Origin of the sequence: Marinobacter sp. C7, from assembly GCF_022343555.1 — a bacterium.
In the GTDB taxonomy this organism is placed as follows: domain Bacteria; phylum Pseudomonadota; class Gammaproteobacteria; order Pseudomonadales; family Oleiphilaceae; genus Marinobacter.
The window spans coordinates 21,158-47,551 of sequence record NZ_JAKQZH010000006.1; the positions used below are offsets into that span (position 1 = coordinate 21,158).

Genomic DNA, 26,394 nt, shown 5'->3' on the forward strand with positions numbered 1-26,394 from the left:
ATGGAGTGGATTTCTCCCCGGAGACTGAAGCGGCTTGGCATGCTCAACATGAATCGGCGCAATGTGGACTACATTGCCCGATACAATGATCGCTCGTCCTATCCGCTGGTGGACAACAAACTGAAAACCAAGCTGGCGGTGGCGGAGTATGGCGTCAAGACGCCCCGGCTTTTGCAGATCGTCCGTGAGCAGCACGAAATTTCTCACTTCCGGGAAATGGCTGAGGACCTGGAAGGCTTCGCGATCAAGCCTGCAAAAGGGTCAGGTGGTAAAGGGATCACTGTCATCACAGGCCGGGACGGAGAAGAATACATCAAGGCCTCGGGCGCGCGAGTGGATGCGCCCTACCTCGAGCGCCATCTGACCAACATCCTGGCCGGCCTGTATTCGCTGGCGGGCACACCGGATGTCGCCATCGTCGAAAACCTGGTCCAGTCTGATCCGAACCTGGCCCGTTACTCCCATCAGGGGGTTCCCGATATTCGAATCGTCGTTTTCCAGGGCTATCCAGTCATGGCGATGCTGAGACTCGCCACGACGGCCTCGGACGGCAAGGCGAACCTTCATCAGGGTGCGGTGGGCGTGGGCCTCGATATCGGCTCCGGCCGCAGCCTCAATGCGGTTCAGTTCAACCGCCCGATCACTCTGCACCCGGATACCGGCCTGGCACTGGAAAACATCGAGATAAGCGCATGGGACGAAATGCTGGAGATGGCCTCACGCTGCTACGAGGCCACCGGGCTGGGGTACATGGGCGTCGATCTGGTCGTGGACGCCGAGGAAGGTCCCCTGTTGCTCGAACTGAATGCCCGCCCGGGCCTGGCCATCCAGATGGCAAACGGCTGCGGCCTGCTACCCAGATTGCGGGCCATTGAGAGTCTCAAACGCCCCCACTTCTCTCCAAGCGAGCGCGCACGGTTCGCGATGGAAACCTTCGCCAGCCTCTGAATCCCGGAATCGGACAAAAAAAAACGGGGCCGTGGCCCCGTTCTTTCGATCCGCTGACGATCAGAGTTCGCCTCTGGCAATCAGCAGCTTGCGCTCGTGACTGAGCCCCTTGAGCAGGCCCCAGGTCATTACCAGGAGAATTGCCGTGAATGGCAGGCCCGCGCTGATCGCCGTCGCCTGGATGGCTCCCAGCGCATCAGCACCGCCACCAAAGATCAGAGCCGCAGCGATGGCGCCCTCCATAACAGCCCAGAAAACACGCTGTGCAGTCGGAGCGTCGGTCTTGCCGCCGGCGGTAATGCTGTCGATCACCAACGAACCGGAATCAGAGGACGTTACAAAGAACACCAGCACGAGGATGATTGCCACGAAGGAGATGATGCCGGTCAGCGGCAGGTTGGCAAACATCTGGAACAGTGCCAGGGATACGTCGGTCAGCCCCTCCTCGGCCAGCGCACCAATTCCGTTCTGGATCTGCTCGAGAGCGGAACCACCGAAGCTGCTCATCCAGACGACAGTAACCAGTGTCGGGATCAGAAGTACCGCAATGATGAATTCACGAACGGTACGGCCCCGGGAAACACGGGCGATAAACATACCCACGAACGGTGACCAGGAAATCCACCAGGCCCAGTAGAAGACAGTCCAGCCCTGGAACCAGGCCTCGTCTTCACGGCCAAACGGATTACTCAGTGGCACAATGTTGGCCACATAGCTGGAGGATGTAACCCACATGGTTTCCAGAATACTCATGGTCGGGCCGGCAAAGATTACGAAGAACAGCAATACGGCGGCAATGCCCATATTGATGTTACTGAGCACCTTCACACCACCTTCCAGGCCACGGAGTACGGAGATCAATGCAAGCGCAGTGACGCCAACAATAATGGCCATCTGAACATTAATGCCGGAGCCGGTTCCGAAGAGATAGTCCAGGCCGGAGGCGGCCTGCTGTGCACCGAAGCCGAGGGAGGTCGCCAGACCGAAAATCGTGGCAACCACGGCCAGAACATCAATGATGTGGCCAGGCCAGCCCCAGACCTTATCCTTCAGCAGAGGGAAGAAGGCGGAGCGGATGGTCAGCGGCATGTTCTTGTTGAATGCAAAGAAGGCCAGTGACAACGCAACCACGGCATAGATTGCCCAGGGATGCAGACCCCAGTGATACATCGTTGCCCCCATGGCGAGGTTCGCTGCCTCTGGCGAATTCGCCTCAACATTGAAGGGGGTCTCGTACCAGCCGGTGTAATAGGCGGTCGGTTCCGCGACTGCCCAGAACATCAGGCCAATACCCATGCCCGCTGCAAACAGCATGGCAAACCACGACGGCCTGGAGAACTCGGGCTTGGCATCCTGGCCACCGATCCGGATTTTGCCCATAGGCATGAAGATCAGGGCAATACAAACAACCACGAAGATATTGGCACTGATCAGGAAAAACCAGTCAAAGCTGGCAATGATGTCCCATTTCGCTCCATCGAGCATTTCTTTCGCCGGCGTCGGGAACATCAACGTCCCGATGACAAAAGCCACTACAATAAGAGCGGAAACTGGGAACACCCAGTTATGGAGATCGAGGCCCAGAACATTGATATTGTCCTGACCCGCGACGTAATCCGTCTGATATTCGTCTTTCACTACCTCGCCCACGTTTTGGCGCCTCCCGGGTTAGAAATTCAATTTCAGAATCGGAGTTCAATTATTACAAGCGCGCAATTCTAATGTTTTGAGGTCAAAACATCAAAGCGCGCGCCTGATCGTTTTTACGTATTCTCCCTTATAAGAATAGTTCATTTCCTGAGTTTTCAACGTCGCGTTTCCGGCAATCCACTACCTTGCGCCGCAGGTATCTATATACTCTGCGCATCAAGACGTTAATGGCGAACAAACCGAGGTATCCATGGAGAAGACCAAAACCTTCCCACTGCGCTACAGCGCTTATGCCCTGAGCATTGCAGGACTTATCGTTTCCCTGCCGGTTACTTTCTGGCTGGGGTATGGCTACGCAATTCCCGGAATCTTCGCCATACTCACCGCGATTGGAACCTACGATCTGGTCCAGACCAGGCATACGGTCAGCCGTAACTATCCGATCATGGCCAACTTCCGCTATCTCTTTGAGTCTGTTGGTCCGGAGATCCGCCAGTATTTCATCCAATCGGATACCGAGGAGCGTCCTTTTTCCCGCGAGCAACGCACGATCATCTATCAACGGGCGAAAAATGTCCTCGACAAGCGGCCATTCGGATCCCAGCTGCACATGTATGAAGAGGGCTTCGAGTGGATGAACCACTCCATGACGCCAACCAGACTCACCGATTCCGATTTCCGGATCCAGATCGGCAAAAAACGCGCCAAGCCATACAGCGCAAGTGTCTTCAACATCTCCGCCATGAGTTTTGGATCGCTGTCTGCCAACGCGATTCTCAGCTTGAACACCGGTGCAAAACTGGGTGGTTTCTACCACGACACCGGCGAGGGCTCGATTTCCCGGTATCACCGCCAGCCCGGTGGCGACCTGGTGTGGGAGATAGGCTCGGGCTATTTCGGCTGCCGCAACAAGGATGGAAGCTTCAATGCGGAAATGTTCAAGCAAAACGCCAATCTTGAACAGGTAAAAATGATAGAGCTCAAACTATCCCAGGGCGCCAAACCCGGCCATGGTGGCATCCTGCCCGGCGCAAAGGTCACGCCGGAAATTGCCGAGGCCCGCGGCGTATCCGTGGGTGAGGATTGCGTATCTCCAGCCAGTCACTCCGCGTTTTCCAACCCCATCGAAATGCTGAGGTTCATAGATTATCTGCGGGAGCTCTCCGGGGGTAAGCCGGTGGGTTTCAAACTGGCCATCGGACATCCCTGGGAATGGTTCGGCATCGTCAAGGCCATGCTGGAGACAGACCTGAAACCGGACTTCATCGTGGTCGACGGCGGCGAAGGCGGTACCGGTGCCGCCCCATTGGAGTTCATCAATCGACTCGGCATGCCCATGACAGAAGCCCTGCTGCTCGTCCACAACACACTGGTGGCGACCGACCTGCGGGAAGACATTGCTATCGGCGCTGCCGGAAAGATCACCTCCGCCTTCAACATAGCACGCACGCTGGCGCTTGGTGCCGACTGGTGTAACGCTGCCCGTGGCTACATGTTTGCCCTTGGCTGCATTCAGTCACTGAGTTGCCACACCGGGCGTTGTCCGAGCGGTATAGCCACCCAGGACCCCCGAAGGGGCGAGAAGCTGGATGTGGGACACAAGAGCGAGCGGGTGTATAACTTCCACAGGAACACCCTGGACGCCCTCCAGAATCTGCTGGAAGCGGCTGGGCTGAGGCATCCGTCGGAACTCGGGCCGGAGCATGTTATCCGGCGAGTCTCAAAGACCGAAATTCATTCCTATCTCGACCTCTACCCGTTCCTTGAGCCCGGCGCACTGCTTACCGGGGAGAAAACCGGCATGACGGTGTTCGACAAATACTGGCATGAAGCAAGGGCCGACTCCTTCGAGCCGCCCAACTTCATCATGAAGCTTCGGGAGACCAAGCTGCGGTAAATTTTTGGAACTGAAACGCCAAAACCCTGTTTATTTTTCGGGTGGGCTGGTGTAGACTTCGCTCCCGCTAAGCCACTGAGATAAACCTCTTTTCTCGCGGTTAGCAGTTAACGGGGCGTAGCGCAGCTTGGTAGCGCATCTGCATGGGGTGCAGAGGGTCGCAGGTTCAAATCCTGCCGTCCCGACCAAATTCCCTAAAAAACCCGGGCCTTGTCGCCCGGGTTTTTTTATTTCTTCAACACCAACTTTCTCCTCCACGACACCCGCCACCCGGATGACGCCTCTCTCGCCGGCCGATTCCTGATCTCGATCACTTTTAAAACAGTTCAGCGTTGCCGAGAAGATACCTCTGGCTTCAAACTGGAAATAGAATCCCTTTTGGCCACGGCACCATGCGCATCGCCCCCCAGAAGGGCCTGAACTGTATCTTCCCCGATCTGATTACTGAACTCAGAGGCACAGAATGGAACTCTTCAAGAAGTACGCCCGGGACGCCTTGTCTCACGCCACCGCCACCGCAAAACTGTCCCGTGAACTGCTTCAAAAGGGGATGAGCTTCGACGCGCTCACAGACAAAGACAATTTTTTCCTCGCCGACGTGAGCACCGCACTGGGCTCAGCCGCCAAAGAGGCGGCGGTGAATCCCGGCAAAGTCTTCGAGGATAATGCGCAGCTCTTATCCAAATACTGGGCACTCAGCCGGGAACTCACCCAGAGCGCGCTGGGCAGGCAGCCAGATCCGGTGATCGCACCGGCAGCTTCCGACCACCGCTTCGATGACGAGGCCTGGAACCGCAACCCGTTTTACTACGCCGTTGGCCAGCTCTACCTGATTCACTCGGAATACCTCAACAAGTTCACCAACGACCTGGAGGGCTTGAGTGATGCAAACCGCAGGCAACTGGATTTCCTGACGCGACAACTGATCAATGCAGTCGCGCCTACCAACTTTTTCCTCACGAATCCCGAGGCAGTGCGCAAATGCCGTGAAACCAAAGGCATGAGCATCATCCGAGGCCTGGAAAATTTCTATCGGGACATCGCCCGCAGCCGGAAACTGTTGAATGTTTCGATGACCGATGAAAAATCGTTCGGCGTGGGCGAAAACATTGCCACAACACCCGGCAAGGTGGTTTTCCAGAATTCGATGATGCAGCTGATCCAATACCAGCCAACGACGGAAAAAGCACACCGTACGCCGCTCCTGATTGTTCCGCCCTTCATCAACAAGTACTACATTCTCGATCTGACCCGAAAAAAATCCATGGTCCGTTGGCTCGTCGACCAGGGACACACAGTCTTCATGATCTCGTGGGTCAATCCTGACAAATCCTACGCGGACACGACCTTCGACGACTACGTCACCGACGGCGTGATTGCCGCCATGGATGCCGTGGAGCGGGCGACGGGCGAACACGAAGTCAACACCATCGGTTACTGCGTCGGCGGAACACTGCTTGCGACTGCCCTCGCCCACCTGAAAAAGTCAGGCGATGAAAGAGCTCGCTCGGCAACCTTTTTCACGACACTGCTGGATTTCGAGGATCCGGGAGAAATCGGCGTATACCTGAATGATCGGATAGTGCAGGCCCTGGAAAGCTACGTGAACAAGGTGGGCTATTATGATGGCCGCTTCATCGCACTGAGCTTCTCTTCACTTCGCGAAAACAATCTTATCTGGTCCTATTTCGTGAACAATTACCTCAAGGGCGAACACCCGGTACCCTTCGACCTGTTGTACTGGAACTCTGATTCCACCAACTTGCCTGCGGCCATGTACACCTTCTATATCCGCGAGATGTACATGAAAAACCTGCTGAGGGAGCCCAACGGCCTGACGATTGCAGGCACCCCGATTGACCTGACAAGTCTCGACACACCCGCGATGTTTGTCTCAGGCCAACAAGATCATATCGCGCCCTGGAAATCGACTTATGCCGGATACCGGCTTTTCTCGGGAGAGAAGCACTTCGTGCTCAGCCAATCGGGCCATATTGCGGGTATCATCAACCCGCCGGAGCCCGAAAAGTACGGCTATTACGTCAACCCCGGAGAAGCGGCTGATCCTGAGGAATGGTTTGAGAAGGCAAGTCATCAGCGCGGCTCCTGGTGGCCGCACTGGCAACACTGGGTCAGCCGTTTTCAGGGAGAAGAGGTACCTGCGAGAGTACCTGGAGATGCCGCACTGGAGGTTCTCGAGGACGCTCCTGGCAGTTATGTCCAGAAGCACCTTTACTGAACCAGGCATGGAGAGAGTTTGGCCTGCGGTAACATTATCGGTTCGTATCAGCAATGGAGACTGAATGATGACTGTAAATATGGGTTCCGCTGACCGCATCATCCGCGCGGTTGTGGGCGTGGTTCTGATTGCACTGGTGTTTGTCGGTCCCCAGACGCCCTGGGGATGGATTGGCATTGTGCCTCTGGCGACCGCTCTGATGGGCAATTGCCCGGCGTATAGCGTACTGGGCATCAAGACCTGCAAGAAAAAGTAACCCGCACAAAAAAGCCGGGACGATCCTGAGGACCGTCCCGGCTTGCTGTTCTGGTGCCGATCTACTTGACGGGTGTATTGAGAACCTCAAGCACCTCTTCAAGCTCAACAATCATCTGGCGGATGAGTTGCTTGTACTGGGAGGTATCTTCCTTGATCTCGTGACTGCTCAGCTTCTGCTTGGCGCCGCCGATGGTGTAACCCTGATCGTAGAGCAGACTGCGGATCTGGCGAATGGTAATCACGTCAGCCCGCTGGTAGTAGCGGCGGTTGCCCCGGCGCTTGACCGGCGACAACTGTGGAAACTCCTGTTCCCAGTATCGCAAGACGTGGGCTTTCACATCACAAAGATCCGCCACCTCACCAATGGTGAAGTAACGTTTCCCGGGGATCGCCGGGAGTTCGTTGTTATGACTGGGTTCCAGCATACGCTTCCACTTTCTGTTTTAGTTTTTGTCCTGGTCGAAACGTAACAACACGCCGTGCACTGATCGGGATCTCTTCACCAGTTTTCGGATTCCGTCCCGGCCGCTGTTTCTTGTCCCGCAGGTCAAAGTTGCCGAATCCGGACAACTTGACCTGTTCGTTGTGGCTGAGTGCGCCTCTGATCTCATCGAAGAAAGCTTCCACCATTTCCTTGGCTTCCCGCTTGTTCAGGCCCAATTCCTCATACAAGCGCTCAGCCATTTCCGCTTTCGTCAAAGCCGCCATCTGTCAACTCCTCAGTGTTGCCCCCAGCTCTTCTTTCAAGGCATCGATAACGCCATTGAAGAGCGAATGCACTTCGTCTTCGTTCATGGTGCGTTCCGGGTGCTGCCAGAACAGGCTCAGCGCCAGACTCCGGTTACCCTCTCCGAGGCTCTCGCCCTCGTATACATCGAACGCACGCAACGCTGTCAGACGCTCACCGGCATGCTTCCTGGCTACACGCTCCACATCGGCGAACGCTACATCGCTCCCGATAATGATAGCCAAATCTCTGCGAACTTCCGGGAATTTCGAAATTTCTTTGAAATTAGGCACATATCCGGTGACGATCGAATTCAAGAATAGCTCAAACATAAGGATCGTGCCATTAAGTTCCAGATTTTTCTGAACTTGTGGGTGCAACGTGCCCAACCAGCCTACATGTTCGCCATCCCGCATCAGTTCAGCTGTCTGGCCAGGATGCAGCGCCGGGTGCTGGCTGGCGATGAACTGGACGTCTATGCCCAGCAGTCGGAACAGGCCTTCCAGCTCCCCTTTTACATCAAAAAAATCGGCAGTTCTGCGACCGTTTACCCAGTTTTCCGGATACTGGCTACCCACCACGACACCGGCCAGCATGGGCTCCTGATCGATACGTTGATCATGCTGCTCAAAGCGCAGCCCCGTCTCGAACAGCCGGATGCGCGGCTGCTGACGGTTCTGGTTATAGGCAACGGTCTTGAGAAGGCCACTCCAGAGCGTGGTGCGCATCACCGACAGGTCGGAAGAAATCGGATTCGCAAGGGCAATGCCCTCGCGTTCCGGGTCGATGAGCTTCTGTACCTTGGGATCAACGAAGCTGTAGGTAACCGCTTCCTGGTAGCCCTGGGCCACGAAGTAATTGCGGATGGCGGAGACCGGTCGCTTGGCCTCTTGCCGGGCAACGAGGCCGAGAGATCCTGTCGGCTCGGTCACCGGCAGGTTGTTGTACCCATAGATCCGGCCCACTTCCTCGATCAGGTCTTCCTCGATGGTGATGTCCGGGCGGAAGCTGGGCACACTGACACGCCAGCCGTCCTTGAGGAGCTTGTCGATATGCAGCCCGAGCCGGGTCAGGATCTCTTCTACTGTGGTGCGATCTATCGCCATCCCAAGTACGTCGGCCAGCCGCTTCTCCCGGAGATCAATGGACCGGTCAGCGGGCAGATGCTCATCGCTTGCCACTTCCACGATCTCTCCGGGCTCGCCGCCAACGATGTCCATCAGCAGGGTGGTGGCGCGTTCCATGGCGTCACGGGCCAGCTTGTAGTCGACGCCACGCTCGAAACGGTGGGAGGCATCGGTATGCAGCCCGAAATGCCGTGCCTTGCCCGCCAGGGTGATCGGATCGAAGTACGCGGACTCCAGCACCAGATCCCGGGTTTTTTCACTCACACCGGAATGCTCACCGCCCATGACGCCGGCAATGGCGATCGGCTTTTCATGGTCGGCGATCACCAGGGTCTCTTCGGTCAGCTCCACTTCCTGGCCGTCGAGCAAAACCAGTTTTTCCGCGGGCTTCGCCATACGGACAATGATGCCGCCGCTGATCTCATCGCGATCAAAGGCATGCATTGGCTGACCGAGTTCGAGCATCACGTAGTTGGTGACATCAACCGCCGCATCGATGGAGCGAATCCCGGACCGACGCAGCTTTTCCTGCATCCAAAGCGGCGTTTCCGCCTTCAGGTTCACATTGCGCAGAACACGACCGAGGTAGCGCGGACAACCTGCCGGCGCTTCGACACGGATCTCGGGCACCTCGGAATGCACCGCTTCTACCGGTTCGATGGCGGGCTCACTCACCACCAGGCTGTTGAGCACACCCACTTCCCGGGCGATGCCCTTGATGGAAAGACAGTCGCTGCGGTTCGGTGTCAGGTCCACATCGATGGTGATGTCGTTCAGCTTGAGATAGTCGGCGATTTCCTGACCAACCGGCGCGCCTTCAGGCAGCTCCATCAGGCCCTCGTGGTTATCCGACAACGCCAGTTCAGACTCGGAGCACAGCATGCCCTCGGAGGGCTGGCCCCGGAGCTTGGCCTTCTTGATCTTGAAATTACCCGGCAGCACCGCACCCACCACGGCGAAGGGAACTTTCAGGCCAGGGCGTACGTTGGGTGCACCGCAGACCACCTGGACGGTCTGTTCACCGTCGCTCACCTGGCAGACACGCAGTTTGTCTGCATCCGGGTGCGGTTCCACGGATTGGACTTCACCAACCACAACGCCACTGAATTCACCGGCGACGGGCTCGAAGCCGTCCACTTCCAGCCCGGCCATGGTGATCTGGTCCATCAATTCCTGGGAGCCAATGTTCGGATTAACCCACTCGCGCAGCCACTGTTCACTGAATTTCATGGTTCTCGCCTTGTCCTGATGCGGTTTTGCCTGTTGGTTTGATTGCCGTTTATGCCTGCATATCGGCCGGGTTATTACCGGAACTGGCGCAGGAAGCGCAGGTCATTCTCGAAGAACATGCGCAGGTCGTTCACGCCGTAGCGCAGCATGGCCAGGCGCTCCACGCCCAGACCAAAGGCAAAGCCACGGTACTCCTCGGCATCAATACCGCAATATTCGAATACTTTCGGGTGCACCATGCCGCAGCCCATCACTTCCAGCCACTTGATGCTACCGTCGGCCTCACGGCCCCACTCGATGTCCACTTCTGCGGACGGCTCGGTAAACGGGAAGTAAGACGGGCGGAAACGCACTTCGAGGTCCCGCTCGAAGAACACCCGCAGGAACTCTTCCACGGTGCTCTTGAGGTCGGCAAAGCTTACGTTCTTTTCCACCAGAAGCCCTTCGACCTGGTGGAACATCGGGGTATGGGTCATGTCCGAGTCGCAGCGATAGACCCGCCCCGGACAGATCATGCGGAACGGAGGCTTACCCGCTTCCATGGTGCGGATCTGAACCGGCGAGGTGTGGGTCCGCAGCAGCGTTCCGGGATTGAAATAGAAGGTGTCGTGCATGGCACGGGCCGGATGGTGGCCGGGAATGTTGAGGGCCTCGAAGTTGTGGTAATCGTCTTCGATCTCCGGCCCCTGCTCCACGCTGTAGCCGGCGCGGGAGAAAATTTCCTCGATCCGCTGCAGAGTGCGGGTCACCGGGTGCAGGCCACCCAGATCCTGGCCGCGGCCCGGCAGGGTTACGTCAATGGATTCACTGGCGAGCTTCGCTTCAATGGCGGCCTTTTCCAGATCCGTGCGACGGGCATTGATCGCCTGCTCCACCTGCCCCTTGGCTTCGTTGATCTTCTGGCCGGCGGCAGGACGCTCCTCGGGAGACAGCTTGCCCAGCGTCTTGGCTTGCTGGGTAATCACACCCTTCTTGCCGAGGTATTCCACACGAATTTGATCAAGTGCCTGCAGGCTGTCCGCACTCTCAACGGCGCTCAGCCCGTCCTGAACCAGTTGCTCCAGGTTTTCCATTGACCCTGCTCCAAACCAGAAATGGGGTAGGTTAAAACAAAAATAGGGGAAGAGCGTGCCCTTCCCCTATTCAGAAGGCGCCTTCATGATGCCATGAGACGCCGGATCGATCAGCAATCGATGAGAGATCTTAAGCGATCACAGGGACGCTTTGGCTTTCTCAACAACAGCGGCAAACGCCTGCTGCTCGTTCATGGCCAGGTCGGCCAGAACCTTACGATCGATTTCAACATTCGCCTTCTTCAGACCAGCGATCAGACGGCTGTAGGACAGACCGTTTGCGCGGGCACCGGCGTTGATACGGGAGATCCACAGAGCGCGGAATGCACGCTTGCGGTTGCGACGGTCACGGTAGGCATACTGCTGGGCCTTGATAACCGCCTGCTTGGCAACCCGGAAAACACGGCTACGGGCACCGTAGTAACCCTTGGCCTGCTTCATGATCTTCTTGTGACGACGACGTGCTACCACGCCACGCTTTACACGAGCCATACTTTAATCCTTCTACCTGTACTTTCTAAGGAATGATTCGCGCGGCTGAATCAGCACGCGGTCATGCGCTTGATAGATGCTACATCCGACTTGGCGATGAGCTTGGTGCCGCGCAGCTGACGCTTACGCTTGGGGCTCTTCTTGGTCAGGATGTGGCTGGTGAAGGACTGCTTGTGCTTGAAGCCGTTGGCGGTCTTCTTGAACCGCTTGGTAGCTCCGCTTTTGGTTTTCATCTTCGGCATTTTTTAAAACTCCGCATTCTATTTTGATAAACAAATGTGTCCCTGAACGACAAATCCCCCGCCGATGCGGGGGACCCGTCATTGGATCAGGTTCACTTCTTCTTGCGGGGCGCCACGACCATGGTCATCTGGCGGCCTTCCATTTTCGGCCGCTGTTCTACCTGGCCCAGCTCTTCAATATCAGCTTCGATGCGGTTCATGAGTTTCATACCAATTTCCTGGTGTGCCATCTCACGGCCACGGAAGCGGATAGTGATTTTGCCGCGGTCCCCGTTTTCAAGGAAACGTACCAGGTTGCGTAGTTTGACCTGATAATCCCCTTCTTCAGTTCCGGGACGGAACTTGACTTCTTTAACCTGCGTCTGCTTCTGCTTTTTCTTCGCAGCCGCCTTGGCCTTCTTCTCTTCGAAGATCTTCTTGCCGTAGTCCATTATCTTACAGACGATCGGATCGGAATCCGTAACCTGAACCAGGTCAAGAGACGCTTCTTCTGCCTGCTTGAGTGCATCCTCAATGGGAACAATACCAACCTGATTGCCTTCGGCATCAATCAGACGGACTTCAGTTGCGTCAATATTTTCATTGATAGGCGCTTTTGGAGTACGCCCACCCCGATTCGCTCGCTGTTTAATAATCAGATCTCCGTTTTGGTTCTACCTTTGCGTTCGACGTCTTTGGCCAGTAACGCCTCGAATTCGTCGACCGACATGGTTCCCAGATCTTCACCCTTGCGGGTCCTTACTGCCACCGCGTTGTTCTCGATCTCTTTATCGCCAACAACGACCAGATAGGGAACCTTGTTAAGAGTATGCTCGCGGATTTTAAAGCCGATCTTCTCGTTTCTCAAGTCAGCATTAACCCTAAAGCCCAAAGAATCCCACTTTTTGGCCAGATTCTGACAATAATCACGCTGATTATCGGTAATATTCAGCACCGCCACCTGGGTCGGCGCCAGCCAGACCGGGAATGCACCTTCGTATTCCTCGATCAGGATACCGATGAAACGCTCGAACGAACCCAGTACCGCCCGGTGCAGCATCACCGGGGTCCTGCGCTCGGAGTTATCCGCCACATACTGGGCGCCCAGCCGACCCGGCATGGAGAAATCCACCTGGATGGTGCCGCACTGCCAGACCCGGCCAATGCAGTCTTTCAGGGAGAATTCGATCTTCGGGCCGTAGAATGCGCCCTCGCCCGGCAGCAATTCCCAATCCACACCTTCACGGTTCAGTGCTTCTTCCAGTGCGGCTTCTGACTTGTCCCAGACTTCGTCGGAACCCACCCGCTTTTCCGGACGGGTGGAAAGCTTGTACAGGATCTCGGTAAATCCGAAGTCCTCATAAACCTCGTGCAGAAGCTTGATGAATGCGGATACCTCTTCCTGGATGGCGTCTTCTTCACAGAAAATGTGCGCATCATCCTGGGTGAAGCCACGCACCCGCATCAAACCATGCAATGCGCCGGACGCTTCGTTGCGGTGACAGGAACCGAATTCCGCAAGACGCAGCGGCAGATCCTTGTAGCTCTTCAGGCCCTGATTGAATACCTGCACGTGACAGGGACAGTTCATGGGCTTGATGGCGTAGTCGTGCTTCTCGGATTCGGTGGTGAACATGTCGTCCTTGAACTTGTCCCAGTGCCCGGACTTCTCCCAAAGGGTACGGGACACCACCTGGGGTGTCTTGATTTCCTGGTAGCCATGCCTGTGCAGTTTAGCCCGCATGTACTGCTCGATTTCCTGGTAAAGCGACCAGCCATCCGGATGCCAGAACACCATGCCCGGCGCCTCTTCCTGCATATGAAACAGGTTCAGTTTCTTGCCAATCTTGCGGTGGTCCCGCTTTTCCGCCTCTTCCAGGCGGTTCAGGTAGGCCTTGAGGTCTTTCTTGTTACCCCAGGCAGTTCCGTAAACCCGCTGCAACTGCTCGTTGCTGGTATCACCACGCCAGTAGGCACCCGCTACCTTGGTCAGCTTGAATGCTTTCAGTTTGCCAGTGCTGGGCACATGGGGACCACGGCACAGGTCGATAAAATCGCCCTGACGGTAGAACGACAGGTCCTCGTCACCGGGAATGTCCTGAATGATACGGACCTTGTACTCCTCGCCCATCTCCTCGAAGAGTTTGATCGCCTCCCCGCGGGACATGATCGAGCGGGAGACCGGAAGATCCTGCTTGGCCAGTTCTTCCATCCGCTTCTCGATGCGCGCCAGATCCTCGTTGGTAAACGGGCGGTCGTACTTGAAGTCGTAGTAGAAGCCGTTGTCGATCACCGGCCCTATGGTCACCTGGGCACCGGGGAACAACTCCTGGACGGCCATTGCCATAAGGTGGGCCGTGGAATGACGGATGATGTCGACACCGTCTTCGTCTCGGTCGGTCACAATAGCCAGCTCGGCGTCCCGATCGATCACATGGCTGGTGTCCACCAGTTTGCCATCAACTTTCCCGGCGAGGGCAGCCTTGGCCAGGCCTGCGCCAATGTCGGCGGCAACGTCGTGTACGGTTACGGGTTCAGCAAAACTGCGATGACTGCCATCCGGCAGGGTAATGACGGGCATGGAATACTCCTGTTGTTTACTCAGCGGTGATCTATACCAAAGATCACATGGTCCCGGCACACCGCGATACAAACCGCGGGCCGGATCTGCGGCGAGTCTACCAGAAAAAAACCCGGCGGGTTAACGCCGGGTTTTTACGGACTTAGCGAATTACCAAGCACATTCTCAGGCAGGCGCTCCTGCAGCCTCCTCCCTGGCTTTGCGACGGAGTTGCCCGAACGCCAGGGCCGCCAGCAAGATCAGCGCCGGTATGAACATCAGCTCCTTGGGCGGCCGGTCCTTCTCGACCTGAACCTTGTCGATGGTCCAGCCGAAACTGATGCCCGCCTGCTCCGCAATACTGCCGAAATTCACGAAGTCCACGACCATCTGCTCGCCCTGGGGAGAAATTTCCAACCCTGCCTGCGCCAGTCGCTGCTGCGGCGTCTCGGCTTCGGGCAGCGGTAACCGCAGGTATTTCGAAACCTCGTTGCCGTCAATGGACATACCCGATGCCTGGATGATAATCGGCTCATCCGCCGGGACATCCTCGACATACTGGAAGATCTCCGATGCAGGCCGATCTTCCGTCGGCGGATAGACCCTGTCCCACCAGAATCCGGGCCGGAACAGCGTGAAGGTGATCAACAGCAGCAGCACAGTCTCCCACCAACGGGTTTTCGTGAACCAGTATCCCTGAGTTGCGGCCGAAAATACCAGCATGGCCGTAACCGCACTGAAGATAGTGACGAGTAGATCCACCCAGCCGGTCAGCCCGATCAACAGCAGTTGCGTGTTGAAGATGAACATGAACGGCAGGATCGCGGTCCGGATGTCATAGGTGAAGCCCTGAACCCCCGTGCGTATCGGGTCGCCACCCGAGATCGCGGCCGCTGCATAGGCTGCAAGGCCCACCGGCGGCGTGTCATCCGCCAGGATGCCGAAATAGAACACGAACAGGTGTACGGCGATCAACGGTACCAGCAGACCATTCTCGGCACCCAGGGTCACAATGACCGGAGCCATCAGGGTTGAAACGACGATGTAGTTCGCCGTGGTTGGCAGCCCCATACCAAGAATCAGACTGATGATTGCCGTGAAGATCAGCATCAACAGCAGGTTGCCGCCGGAGATGAATTCCACGAACTGGGTCATGACCAGGCCGATGCCGGTCAGGGTTACCGTTCCCACCACGATACCGGCTGTAGCCGTCGCGACACCGATACCGACCATGTTACGGGCACCGGTGACCAGGGAGTAGGCCAGGTCGACGCAGCCCTGTTTCAGTCCCGCGATGTAATTGCCACGCTTGTGGAAGAAGGCCTTCAGGGGTCGCTGGGTGATCACGATGAAAATCATGAACACGGTTGCCCAGAACGCAGACAGCTGCGGGGAGAACCTCTCCACCGTCAGGCACCAGACCAGCACCACCACCGGCAACAGGAAGTACAGCCCGGTTTTGACCGTCGGCCCCACCGGGGGCAGTTCGCTCATGGATGTCTCGGCATCATCTTCCTCAAGATCCGGGAACCTGCTGGCATAGCCAACCAGACCGATATAGACGGCCAACAACATGGGAGCCAGCACCCAGATAGCGGCCTCGCCCAGGAGCGTTTTCATCCATCCGATGCCGTAGTAGACCACAAAGGTCAGCACACAAAGCCCAAGCAGGATCACAACCCAGTTCAGCATCCGCTGGGCCAGGGTCGGACGGTCAAGGCGTTCGATGCCCCGCATGTTCAGCTTGCAGGCCTCGAGGTGCACGATATAGATGAGGGCCACGTAGGAGATCATCGCCGGCAGTATTGCGTGCTTGATGACCTCCAGGTAGGAAATGCCCACGTACTCCACCATCAGGAAGGCCGCGGCGCCCATGATCGGCGGTGTGAGCTGGCCATTGGTGGAGGCTGCCACTTCAACGGCACCCGCCTTGGTGGCGGGGAAGCCGACGCGCTTCATCAGCGGAATGGTAAAGGTTCCGGTGGTCACGACGTTGGCAATCGAGGAACCGGAAATGACGCCGCTCAGGCCACTGGATACCACGGCCGCCTTTGCCGGCCCCCCGCGCATATGCCCCAACAGCGCATAAGCAACCTTGATGAAGTAGTTACCTGCTCCCGCCCGCTCCAGAAGGGCACCAAAGAGAACGAACAGGAACACGAAGCTGGTCGACACACCCAGTGCGACACCGAAAACACCCTCGGTTCCGAGCCACTGGTGCGACGCCAGCTTGCTCAGACTGGCCCCTTTGTGCGAGATCACATCGGGCATGTAGGGGCCGGCCAGCGAGTAGACAATAAAGACAGTCGCAACAATCGTCAGCGGGAGCCCCAGAGCCCGACGTGTAGCCTCGAGCAACAACACGAGCCCGCCCAGCGCAACCACCATGTCCTGCGTGTTGGGCGCGCCCGGACGGGTGGAAAGCTGATCATAGAAAACGTAGAGGTAGGAGGCCGCAAAGGCAGCCGCCAGGGCCAGTATCCAATCGAATACCGGAACATGGTTCTGGTGCTTGCCCCGGATCATGGGGAAAGCGGCAAATGCCAGGAACGAGGCAAACGCCAGGTGGATCGAGCGCGCTTCCGTGGAATTGAACACGCCGATCTCGAAAACATAGGGCAGCGGTGACGCTATCCAAAGCTGAAAAAGAGACCAGAGCAGAGGAACGATAAATAGAATGACAGCGGCAGGCCCTGTTGCGGCCCTTCCGCCCGATTCAGTCTGGAGGAATTCCTCAACTTTCTGCTTATCGATGCCATCCCCGGCTCTCGGGTCGCTATTTGTCATAGCCGGATCCTGTCAGAGGGAAAATCGGGAAGATCATGAGAGGCCGCGGGCGAGGCTGCCCGCGGCCGGCTTTCAGGAAAGCGCCGGATCAGTCGATCAGACCAGCTTCCTTGTAGTACTTGGCCGCACCCGGGTGCAGCGGAGCACTCAGGGCGTCCTGAACCATCTCTTCCTTCTGCAGGTTGGCGAAGGCCGGGTGCAGACGCTTGAAGCTGTCGAAGTTCTCAAAGACGGCCTTCACAACCTCGTACACGACGTCCTCGGGAACATCGGTGGAGGAGACGAAGGTTGCCGCGACACCGAAGGTGGTCACATCTTCGTCCGTGCCACGATACATGCCGCCCGGAATGACCGCTTTACGGTAGTACGGGTTTTCGTCGATCAGGGCCTTGGTCGCATCGTTGTCCACGTTGACGATCACGCTGTCACAGGAGGTGGTCGCTTCCTTGATGGAACCGGACGGGTGACCAACAGTGTAGAAGAAGGCATCGATGTTGCCGTCACACAGGGCCTGGGACTGCTCGGCAGCCTTCAGTTCGGCGGCCAGGGAGAACTTGTCCATGGTCCAGCCCATTTCGTCCATCAGCACTTCAGCGGTGGCACGCTGGCCGGAACCCGGGTTACCCACGGATACGCGCTTGCCTTCCAGGTCTTCAAAGTTCGTGATGCCGGAGGCTTTGCTGGCCACCACGGTGAACGGCTCAGGATGCAGGGAGAAAACCGCGCGCAGGTCCTTGTTGGCACCATCGTCTTCAAACTGGCTGGTTCCATTGTAAGCATGGTACTGCCAATCAGACTGGGCCACGGCCAGGTCCAGCTCGCCCTGACGGATAGCATTCAGGTTGTATACGGAACCACCGGTGCTCTCCACAGAGCAACGGATGCCGTGCTCTTTCCGGTCCATGTTGACGAGGCGGCAGATAGCACCACCGGCAGGATAGTAAACACCGGTCACACCGCCAGTCCCGATCGTCACGAAACGCTGCTCCTGCGCAGATACCGAAGTGGAGGCAGCACCGAAGCTGACTGCGGCGGCTACAGCTAGAGCGGAAGCTTTGAGTTTCAGTGTCATTTGAGTTGTTCCTTTTCTGCTCGTTGTAATTAAAGAATGCCCGTCTGCTATACGGACATATTTCGCGTCCGTCTTAGAACATAGACCACTTTATGGCATAAATAAAGCCAGAGTTAGCTCTCTAACCAATTGAACCAACAACAAAAAAGCCCGCAATGCGGGCTTTTTTGGTTACCGGTGACAAGCTTATTTCGCCGCCTTCGCCTTTTCAAGCATCCGGTCCGGCCGGAGCAGGAAACGCGCCAGTGCCGGCAGCAGCCAGATAGCACCGATCATGTTCCAGAGGAACATGAAGAACAGCAGGAAGCCCATATCGGCCTGGAACTTGATCGGCGAGAAAATCCAGGTCACAACGCCGATACCCAGAGTCACACCGGTGAAGACCACGGCCTTACCGGTGGAGCGCAGGGTTTCGAAATAAGCGTCCTGAAGCGTCTTGCCTTCGAGCAGGTACTTCTCCAGTTTGCTGTAGATGTAGATGCCATAGTCCACACCGATACCGACACCAAGGGCAATAACCGGCAGGGTTGCCACCTTGATACCGATCCCCGAGACCGCCATGATCGCCTCACACAGAATCGAGGTCAGGCCCAGGGGTACCACGATACACAGGACCGCGCGAATGGACCGGAACGTCAGGAAGCACAGCAGACTCACCACGCCATAGACAAAGATAAGCATCATGTCCTTGGCTTTGGAGATGACCTCATTGGTGGCCGCCTCAACACCCGCGTTACCGGCAGCCAGCAGGAACGTATGTTCCTCGTTGCTGTTCTCCTGGGCGAACTCTTCAACCACGTCGACCGCAGTTTGCAGGGTTTCCGCCTTGTGATCTTCCAGGAAGACCAGCAACGGTGTCAGGCTGCAGTCGGTGTTGATCAGACCCGACGGCGCGTTACGGATGGAGGCATTGATGATGGTCTGGTTACGGGAAATCGCATACCAGTTCCAGTTACCCTCGTTCAGGGCCTTGGTGACGATCTTGGAGACATCCGCCAGCGACGCCGTTGACTGGACACCCGGTGTGTTCGCCAACTCCCACTGAAGCGCATCCATGGCTCTCAGCACGCTGTACTGGGTGCACTGCTCCTCAGGCGTTTTCACCATCACCACCATGACATCGGCACTGGTGGAATAGTTGTTGATGATGTAGGCGTTGTCCTTGTTGTAACGGGAGTCCTTGCGGAGTTCCGGAGCCCCCTGGTCCAAGTCACCCACTTTCAGGTCCTGCTTGTAGTACAGGCCAAGCCCGAGGCCGATCACCGCAATCAGCAGGGAGATCGGTGCGACGCCGGGGTGGGAGAAGTTCGACAGGAGACGCCATTTACGATCCTGCTTTTCACCATGGTTCTGGACATGACGCACACCGCCCTTGGAGATACCGATGTAGGACATGATCAGTACATGCAGAACAAGGTTGGTGACAATCACAAAGGCGACACCGATACCGGCGGCAACCGCCAGATCGCGAATGACATCGATCTCGATGAAGAACAGGGTCAAGAAACCGAAAGCATCCGAAATCAACGCCAGCATGCCCGGAATATAAAGCGCCCGGAATGCGAGGCGTGCCGCGGTAATCGCATCAAAACCCTTGGCTGCTTCCACTGCCATGGCGTTGACAATCTGAACACCATGACTGATCCCGATCGCGAACACGAGGAATGGCACCAGCACTGAGTAAGGGTCCAGGCCATAGCCCAACAGCCTCAGGGTGCCGAGCTGCCAGAACACCGCAATGATGGAGGTAAATACCGGAACCAGCGTTCCGGAGATGCTGCGGGAATACCAGAACAGGAGCAATGTAGTCAGAACAATGGTGATACCGGCGAACCAGGCAATCGAGCCAATACCCTCGATCAGATCACCCACCTTCTTGGCGAAGCCCACAATGTGAATCTCGATGTTCGGATTCTGGGCCTCGTACTTTTCCCGAATCTTCTCTTCCAGCTGACGCGAGAAAGTGCCGTAATCGAGCGGCTCTCCGGTTTCCGGATCCTTCTCATACAGTGGTGCGTAGACAATCGTCGACTGGAAGTTGTCCGAGATCAGACGACCGACTTCATTGGAACGCAGTATATTCTGACGCAGCTGCTCAAGGCTCTCGCGGGAGCCGTCGTAGTCATCCGGAATGACCGTGCCGCCCTGGAAGCCCTGCTCGGTCACTTCCACCCAGCGCACGTTGGAGGTCCAGAGCGACTTCAGTCCGGAACGGTCGACACCATTGAGATAGAAAACCTCATCGGTGATCTGCTTCAGCGTCTCCATGTACTCCGGAGAAAAGATATCGCCGTCTTTTGACTCAACGGCTATCCGGACAAAATTACCCAGATTCTCCAGATCATCCCGGTGATCGAGCATGTTCACGATGTAGGGATGCTCCAGCGGAATCATCCGCTCGAAACTGGCATCCGGCTGGATCTTGATCGCGTTGTAGCCGAGAAACAGGGTCAAGATGGTCAGCAAAACCAGGATGATCGCCCGATTATTGAAAATCAGACGCTCCAGGAACGGTTCCGCCTTTGGCGTGGTCAGGTAATGCTCGCCCTTGTCATGCTTCGGGTTGGACATTCAAAAGCCCCTCTATTATCGGTTCTGTTGTTGCCACATCAGGGCGTTATTGAAGGTTCTTGCCTTGGGGATCGGCGTACTTGACGCCACCCTCGCCCACCAGGAGCAGATTGGCGCCCGAGACCGGCACCACACCCATGACTCCCTGACGGTCATTACGGAGATACTCCCGGAAGGTATCACCCCCGTTGCCGCTGGTGAGCACAGCACCACCATTACCGACCAGAATGATCCGGTCTCCTTCGGCCGCACCGTCATTGAGCGTTGCAGTGGATCCGGTGTTGACCACCGACCAGGACTTGCCGAGGTCTGCGGAGTACATCAGGGTGCCACGCAGACCAAAGGCCAGGGCTTCGTTGACCCGACCGGTGCCAACCACACCGAACAAAGATCCGGGATAGGGGCTCTCGCGGCGCTCCCATGTTTCGCCGCCATCAGTGGAAACATGGATCTGGCCTGCCTCACCGACAATGAACAGCGCGCCGCCGGCGATCTCGGAGATAGCGTTCAGGTGGAATCCCTGCGGGTTATCCAGCTTCGGCGACCAGTCCTGCCAGGTCTCTCCACCATCGGTGGTGCGATAGATCATGCCGTAGGCACCTACGACAAAACCGTGATTGGCGTTTTCGAACCAGACATCCAGAAACGGGTTGACCGGGCCGATCTCCAGGTCCGCCTCCATGTTCTCGATACGGAACAACAGATCATCCAGCGCCCACTCAAGGTCTTCTTTCTCTTCTTCAGGGGCCTGCTCGATACGCTCTTCCATTTCCTCAATGGCATCTTCCTGGCTGGCAATGGCCAGCTCGGCTGCCCGAATGCCGTCCAGCTGGAGCTCCCAGCTCACACCAGAATCGCTCGAATGCAGTACCGCGCCGCTGTGACCGACGGCCCAGCCGTGACTCTCGGTGCCAAAATCCACACCGGTCAGGGTCACGGACACCGGCACATCTGCCTGAGTCCAGCTTTGCCCTTCGTCATCGGAGTAGATGATGTGCCCGCGCTCCCCTGCTGCAACAATACGGTCGCCGGCAACGGCAACGTCATTCAGCAGGCTTTGTGGAGCCAGTTCCGTCGGACGGGCCGGTGTTTCAAGCAAATCCCCTACCGCCAGTACGGCTGGGGATGCACAGGCCATGGAAAGCCCCAGGCAGGTAGCACCCAGGGTTTTACGCATCAAGCTTGTAGCCATTCGGTTTGCCTATCGGTTGTTTTTACTGTGTGTCTCTGTCCGGCAAGGCCGGCCTTAACTGTAAACATACCGGCAGCCTGCCGGCTGCCGGTATGTTGATTGCCAATCCATCTGGGCGGGGTTACGTCCCTCGCGCCTCAGCGAACACTCCTGCGGCGCAGGGAGGCCGGTGAGAAGTAGCGCGTATTGGGAACTTCGTCAGTGAACTCCCGGGTATTCGGCTCTTCGGTGTCAAGCCCAAGCACGTGGTAACGGCGGGCCTGAAGGTCATGATAGACATCCAGCACAGTCCAGACACCGGGTAATTCATAGTAATTCTTCGGCAGCCCCATTGTGACACGCCACAGTTCACCGCGACCGTCGTACTGGTCCAGCAGAACGGTGTTCCAGCTGTCCTCGTCAACATAGAAGCGGCGCTTTCCATAGATGTGGCGCTCGCCCTTTTTCAGGGTTGCCTCGACCACGTGCACCCGATGCAACTCCCAGCGTGTCAGGTCAGGGTTAATGTGGGAAATACCCAGGATGTCGTCGTAGGAAAGTCCCTTCTGACCGATTCTGTAGTTGTTGTAGGGGATATAGATCTCTCGCTTACCGAGGTACTTCCAGTTGTACCGGTCCAGAGCGCCGTTGAAAATATCGGTATCGTCCGCGGTACGCAGGTTGTCGGACGCCGCAATCGGCGAGTCGTAACCCAGGTTCGGGGCACGACGGACACGGCGCTGGCCCGCGTTGTAACCCCAGCCATTACGGGGATTGATGATCTGGTTCATGGTCTCATGAATCAGAATCGCACCCCCTGCCAGACGAGGCGGAGACTGGGTGAACGAGAGATAATAGAAGATGACATTGTCCAGGGTACTTTCGTCACCTTCCGGGTTGTAGTAGTTGAAAAAGGCTTCCTGCTGTGAGGTTACCAGCGAGTAGTCACCATTCTGCTGGACGGCCACTTCACTTGAGCGACGGGTAACGTAGACACCGCGCCACCGGGTCAGGTGGTTCCAGATGACCTGCCAGCCTTTCTCTTCGTCGTTACCATGGAGAATCGGGAAAGGGTAGCCACCGTAGGCGCCCTCAATGCCGGCGCCCTCGCCGACGATATCGGCGCTTGTGGCGTTATCCCGCGTATTCTGGGCCACCCAGTCCGGCACTGCGTGGGTACGCCGACTCTGGTACACGGGCACCTGGAAAGTGGTGGGATAGGTGTCGAACATGGCCTTGACGCCGTCGGTCAGGTACTCACTGTACTGGTCCATGTTCTGTGCCGTAATGGTAAACAGAACCTCGTCATCGGGGAACGGATTGATATGGTGCTGACCACTCTCCTTGTAACCGGCCGGCGGCTTGGTCAGCCCACCGTTCCAATCCGGGATTGTTCCGGCAGCGTTACCAGCCTTCGGAGAACCAAATGGAGTCAACTGGTTGCCAAGACGGGCAGCCTCACTCTGGGAGACGGCAGCGTAGGCGGGTACAGCTGAGACAGACAGGGCCAACAGGCCACTCAACAGGGTGTTTTTGTTATATCTCATGGTCTAACCTTAAATCCGTCTGGAAGCCTCTTGAGGGGCTTTTTTTGTTTTGGTCTCGCGGTACTGGAGACTTTCAACCAGATTAACGGATCGGGCAACATTGTCTATCGACCGAAAGTGCGATTTTGTATCCGGCTGTGACCACACTTTTACAATCACAGCCGGACACCGGCAGCTCAGCCCGCCAGGCTTTTGTGTACCACTTCGTAGACATCCCGCGACAGACCTGCCTTATCCCGGATGCGCTCCAGTGCTGCTTTCATCTGCTCACGATACTCCGGCGCGAACTTCCGCCACCGGGTCAGGGGCGTGACCAGGCGTGCTGCAATCTGGGGATTGCTGTCATCCAGCCGGCACACCTGTTCGGCCAGGAAGTCATAGCCCGAACCATCCGGATTGTGGAAGGCGGCCAGGTTCTGGCCGGCAAACGCGCCTACCACCGACCGGACCTTGTTCGGATTCTTCCAGTCGAAGGACGGATGCGCCAGCAGGGCATGAATCTGCGGCAACTGGCCCGCGCGATCACTGGAGGCCTGGACCGAGAACCACTGTTCGATGACCTGGGGGTCCTCCCTGAACTGTTGGTAGAACTCCTCCAGCGCCAGGTTACGGTCCTCCTCGTAATCGGAATTCACAAGGGCCCGAAGAGCACCCATGCGGTCCGTCATGTTATCGGCACCACGGAACTGACGAACGGCGAGCTCACGCCCTTCCTCATCATTGATCATCAGGAGCCACGCCAGGGCGGTGTTGCGTAAACTCCGCCGGGCGATCGCCTCTGGAGCAAGCTCGTAGTCACCGGATTCAAGATTGCGGCGATAACAGGCAACCAGCTCATCCCGCAGTGCAATCGCAAGGTGCTTGAGCACCCGCTCCCGTGCACGGTAGATGGCGGGAACATCGGCGTTATCTGCCAGTTCGATCAGGTACGCCTCTGACGGCAACTGCAGCATCTTGGCCACCAGGGCCTGATCGAGGGAGGAATCACAGATCAGGTGCCGGTATGACGCCACCAGTCGTGGCTCGACGGCTGCGTCCCGGGGCGCACCCACCAGTGACTGGATGACATCAACGGCCAGCCTCTGACCGGCATCCCAGCGATTGAAGCCATCGGGATCGTGACTCATCAGGAACAGCAACTGCTCGCGCGACCACGGATAATTCACCCGGACCGGTGCCGAGAAATGGCGAAGCAGGGAGGGCACGGGGCGCTCGGTAATGCCCTGGAATTCGAAGGTGTGAACCGCTTCGGTAAGCTCCAGGACCCGCTCGGCCGGAGCATTGCCCTCGTCCGACTCGAGTTTGAGCGGGAGTGCCTCACCGCGGCTCCCCAACAGGCCGAGGGCAAAGGGAATGTGCTGCGGTTTCTTGTTGCTCTGGCCCGGGGTATCCGGAATGTGCTGCTCGACGGTCAGGCGATAGACGCCTTGCTCTTCATCAAATTCGTCCGAGACATTGAGCACCGGGGTCCCCGCTTGCTCGTACCAGCGACGGAACTGGCCCAGGTCCCGGCCTGAGGCATCTTCCATGGCCCGGACAAAATCATCCGTGGTGACTGCCTGACCATCGTGGCGCTCGAAGTACAGGTCGCTGCCCTTGCGGAACATTTCGGGACCGAGCAGGTTATGGATCATGCGCACCACTTCAGCGCCCTTTTCATAGATGGTCAGGGTGTAGAAGTTGGAAATTTCCATGTAGGAAGCCGGCCGCACCGGATGCGCCATCGGGCCGGCATCTTCGGCAAACTGCGCCGTGCGCAGCAGGGTGACGTCCTCAATCCGCTTCACCGTCGGCGATCCCATATCCGCTGAGAACTGCGAATCCCGGAACACGGTGAACCCTTCCTTCAGGCTTAACTGGAACCAGTCACGGCAGGTGACCCGGTTACCCGACCAGTTGTGGAAGTACTCATGGGCAACAATGGCCTCGATTCGCTGGAATGCGGCATCAGTGGCAGTGTCCTGACTGGCCAGGACGCAGGAAGAGTTGAAGATATTGAGACCCTTGTTCTCCATCGCGCCCATGTTGAAATCATCAACAGCCACGATCATGAAGATATCCAGGTCGTATTCCCGGCCATAGACCTCTTCATCCCAACGCATCGACCGCTTCAGTGAGTCCATGGCGTGATCGCACTTTTCTGCGTTACGCGGCTCCACATACATGCGCAAATCGATGTCACGACCGGAACAGGTTCGGAAAATATCCCGCTTCTCCACCAGATCACCAGCCACCAGTGCGAACAGATAGCAGGGTTTCGGGAACGGATCCTCCCAGGTGACAAAGTGGCGGCCGTCATCAAGCTCGCCCCGGTCTATGTCATTGCCGTTGGACAGCAGCACCGGATACGAGGATTTGTCCGCCTCGATGCGGGTCCTGAAACGGGCCATGACGTCCGGGCGGTCCGGGAAGAAGGTAATACAGCGGAAGCCCTCGGCTTCACACTGGGTACAGAACATGCCGGAAGATTTGTACAGGCCTTCGAGGCGGGTGTTGTTCTGGGGCTCGATCCAGGTTACGACGGAAAGTTCGAACTGCGCGGGCACCGAGGCAATGACCAGCTGATCACCCCGGTCCTCGTAATCTCCCGACGACAGCTCGGCGCCATCAAGGGCGACAGATTCGAGCTTGAGGCTATCACCATCCAGCTCCAGAGGCGCACTGGCCTCCCCGGAATCGGGATTCCGGCGCACCGACAGGGTGCTGTGTACCCGGGCGCCATCCTCGAAGAGCTCAAACCTGAGGTCCACGTGATCAACCAGATACGCCGGTACTTTGTATTCGCTCAGGTAAATGGTTTGTGGCTGATTGCTACGCATTACAT

At 57.1% G+C, this 26,394-nt stretch carries 19 protein-coding genes and 1 tRNA gene; 5 read left to right on the forward strand and 15 right to left on the reverse strand.

Annotated features, from left to right (window positions below; translation table 11 throughout):
• Nucleotides 1-948: an alpha-L-glutamate ligase-like protein gene (locus tag MD273_RS17725; RefSeq protein ID WP_239039129.1), complete on the forward strand. Its 948-nt coding sequence runs from the start codon at nt 1-3 to the stop codon at nt 946-948.
• A gap of 60 nt (nt 949-1,008) precedes the next feature.
• On the opposite strand, the gene MD273_RS17730 is transcribed toward MD273_RS17725, so the two are convergent.
• Entirely contained in the window at nt 1,009-2,598 is a 1,590-nt protein-coding gene (locus MD273_RS17730) for a BCCT family transporter (protein ID WP_239039130.1), read from the reverse strand.
• Nucleotides 2,599-2,848: 250 nt separating this feature from the next.
• Between MD273_RS17730 and MD273_RS17735 the strand changes: the two genes are divergently transcribed.
• The 4 genes from MD273_RS17735 (at nt 2,849) to MD273_RS17750 (ending at nt 6,990) form a co-directional block, all read left to right on the forward strand.
• Complete coding sequence (locus MD273_RS17735; RefSeq protein WP_239039131.1) at nt 2,849-4,495, forward strand: FMN-binding glutamate synthase family protein; 1,647 nt, start codon at nt 2,849-2,851, stop codon at nt 4,493-4,495.
• A gap of 111 nt (nt 4,496-4,606) precedes the next feature.
• Nucleotides 4,607-4,683: transfer RNA gene (locus tag MD273_RS17740), tRNA-Pro, on the forward strand.
• A 275-nt stretch (nt 4,684-4,958) separates the two neighbouring features.
• The gene (gene phaC / locus MD273_RS17745) at nt 4,959-6,734 is read left to right on the forward strand and encodes a class I poly(R)-hydroxyalkanoic acid synthase (RefSeq protein WP_239039132.1); all 1,776 of its coding nucleotides are present in this window, start codon (nt 4,959-4,961) and stop codon (nt 6,732-6,734) included.
• A gap of 67 nt (nt 6,735-6,801) precedes the next feature.
• A complete protein-coding gene (locus tag MD273_RS17750; RefSeq protein WP_239039228.1) occupies nt 6,802-6,990 on the forward strand; it encodes a YgaP family membrane protein in 189 nt (62 codons plus the stop codon).
• A 61-nt stretch (nt 6,991-7,051) separates the two neighbouring features.
• Here the strand turns inward: MD273_RS17750 and MD273_RS17755 are convergent, their stop codons facing one another.
• The 14 genes from MD273_RS17755 to pepN form a co-directional block, all read right to left on the reverse strand.
• Nucleotides 7,052-7,417, reverse strand: coding sequence for a MerR family transcriptional regulator (locus MD273_RS17755; protein WP_092004428.1), 366 nt, complete (start codon nt 7,415-7,417; stop codon nt 7,052-7,054).
• Nucleotides 7,398-7,700, reverse strand: coding sequence for an integration host factor subunit alpha (gene ihfA, locus MD273_RS17760; RefSeq protein ID WP_007151838.1), 303 nt, complete (start codon nt 7,698-7,700; stop codon nt 7,398-7,400). The genes MD273_RS17755 and ihfA overlap by 20 nt, the downstream gene beginning before the upstream one ends.
• A 3-nt stretch (nt 7,701-7,703) precedes the next feature.
• Nucleotides 7,704-10,076 (reverse strand): phenylalanine--tRNA ligase subunit beta, encoded by a 2,373-nt coding sequence (pheT, locus tag MD273_RS17765; protein ID WP_239039133.1) that lies wholly within the window; start codon nt 10,074-10,076, stop codon nt 7,704-7,706.
• 74 nt (nt 10,077-10,150) lie between these two features.
• Entirely contained in the window at nt 10,151-11,149 is a 999-nt protein-coding gene (pheS, locus tag MD273_RS17770) for a phenylalanine--tRNA ligase subunit alpha (RefSeq protein ID WP_092004433.1), read from the reverse strand.
• Between the two features lie 138 nt (nt 11,150-11,287).
• Complete coding sequence (gene rplT / locus MD273_RS17775) at nt 11,288-11,641, reverse strand: 50S ribosomal protein L20 (RefSeq protein WP_092004435.1); 354 nt, start codon at nt 11,639-11,641, stop codon at nt 11,288-11,290.
• Nucleotides 11,642-11,691: 50 nt separating this feature from the next.
• Entirely contained in the window at nt 11,692-11,883 is a 192-nt protein-coding gene (rpmI, locus tag MD273_RS17780) for a 50S ribosomal protein L35 (protein WP_029652233.1), read from the reverse strand.
• A gap of 92 nt (nt 11,884-11,975) precedes the next feature.
• A complete protein-coding gene (gene infC, locus MD273_RS17785) occupies nt 11,976-12,521 on the reverse strand; it encodes a translation initiation factor IF-3 (RefSeq protein ID WP_239039229.1) in 546 nt (181 codons plus the stop codon).
• Complete coding sequence (gene thrS / locus MD273_RS17790) at nt 12,518-14,443, reverse strand: threonine--tRNA ligase (RefSeq protein WP_239039134.1); 1,926 nt, start codon at nt 14,441-14,443, stop codon at nt 12,518-12,520. Before thrS ends, infC begins: the two co-directional genes overlap by 4 nt.
• 165 nt (nt 14,444-14,608) lie before the next feature.
• Complete coding sequence (locus tag MD273_RS17795) at nt 14,609-17,209, reverse strand: TRAP transporter permease (RefSeq protein ID WP_239039135.1); 2,601 nt, start codon at nt 17,207-17,209, stop codon at nt 14,609-14,611.
• Between the two features lie 88 nt (nt 17,210-17,297).
• Nucleotides 17,298-18,281: a TAXI family TRAP transporter solute-binding subunit gene (locus tag MD273_RS17800; protein WP_239039136.1), complete on the reverse strand. Its 984-nt coding sequence runs from the start codon at nt 18,279-18,281 to the stop codon at nt 17,298-17,300.
• Nucleotides 18,282-18,467: 186 nt separating this feature from the next.
• The gene (locus MD273_RS17805) at nt 18,468-20,852 is read right to left on the reverse strand and encodes an efflux RND transporter permease subunit (protein ID WP_239039137.1); all 2,385 of its coding nucleotides are present in this window, start codon (nt 20,850-20,852) and stop codon (nt 18,468-18,470) included.
• A gap of 46 nt (nt 20,853-20,898) precedes the next feature.
• Entirely contained in the window at nt 20,899-22,044 is a 1,146-nt protein-coding gene (locus MD273_RS17810; protein ID WP_239039138.1) for a WD40/YVTN/BNR-like repeat-containing protein, read from the reverse strand.
• Nucleotides 22,045-22,181: 137 nt separating this feature from the next.
• Nucleotides 22,182-23,570: a DUF1329 domain-containing protein gene (locus tag MD273_RS17815; protein WP_239039139.1), complete on the reverse strand. Its 1,389-nt coding sequence runs from the start codon at nt 23,568-23,570 to the stop codon at nt 22,182-22,184.
• Between the two features lie 176 nt (nt 23,571-23,746).
• Nucleotides 23,747-26,389, reverse strand: a complete 2,643-nt coding sequence (pepN, locus tag MD273_RS17820; RefSeq protein ID WP_239039140.1) for an aminopeptidase N — start codon at nt 26,387-26,389, stop codon at nt 23,747-23,749.
• Between the last annotated feature and the right edge of the window lie 5 nt (nt 26,390-26,394).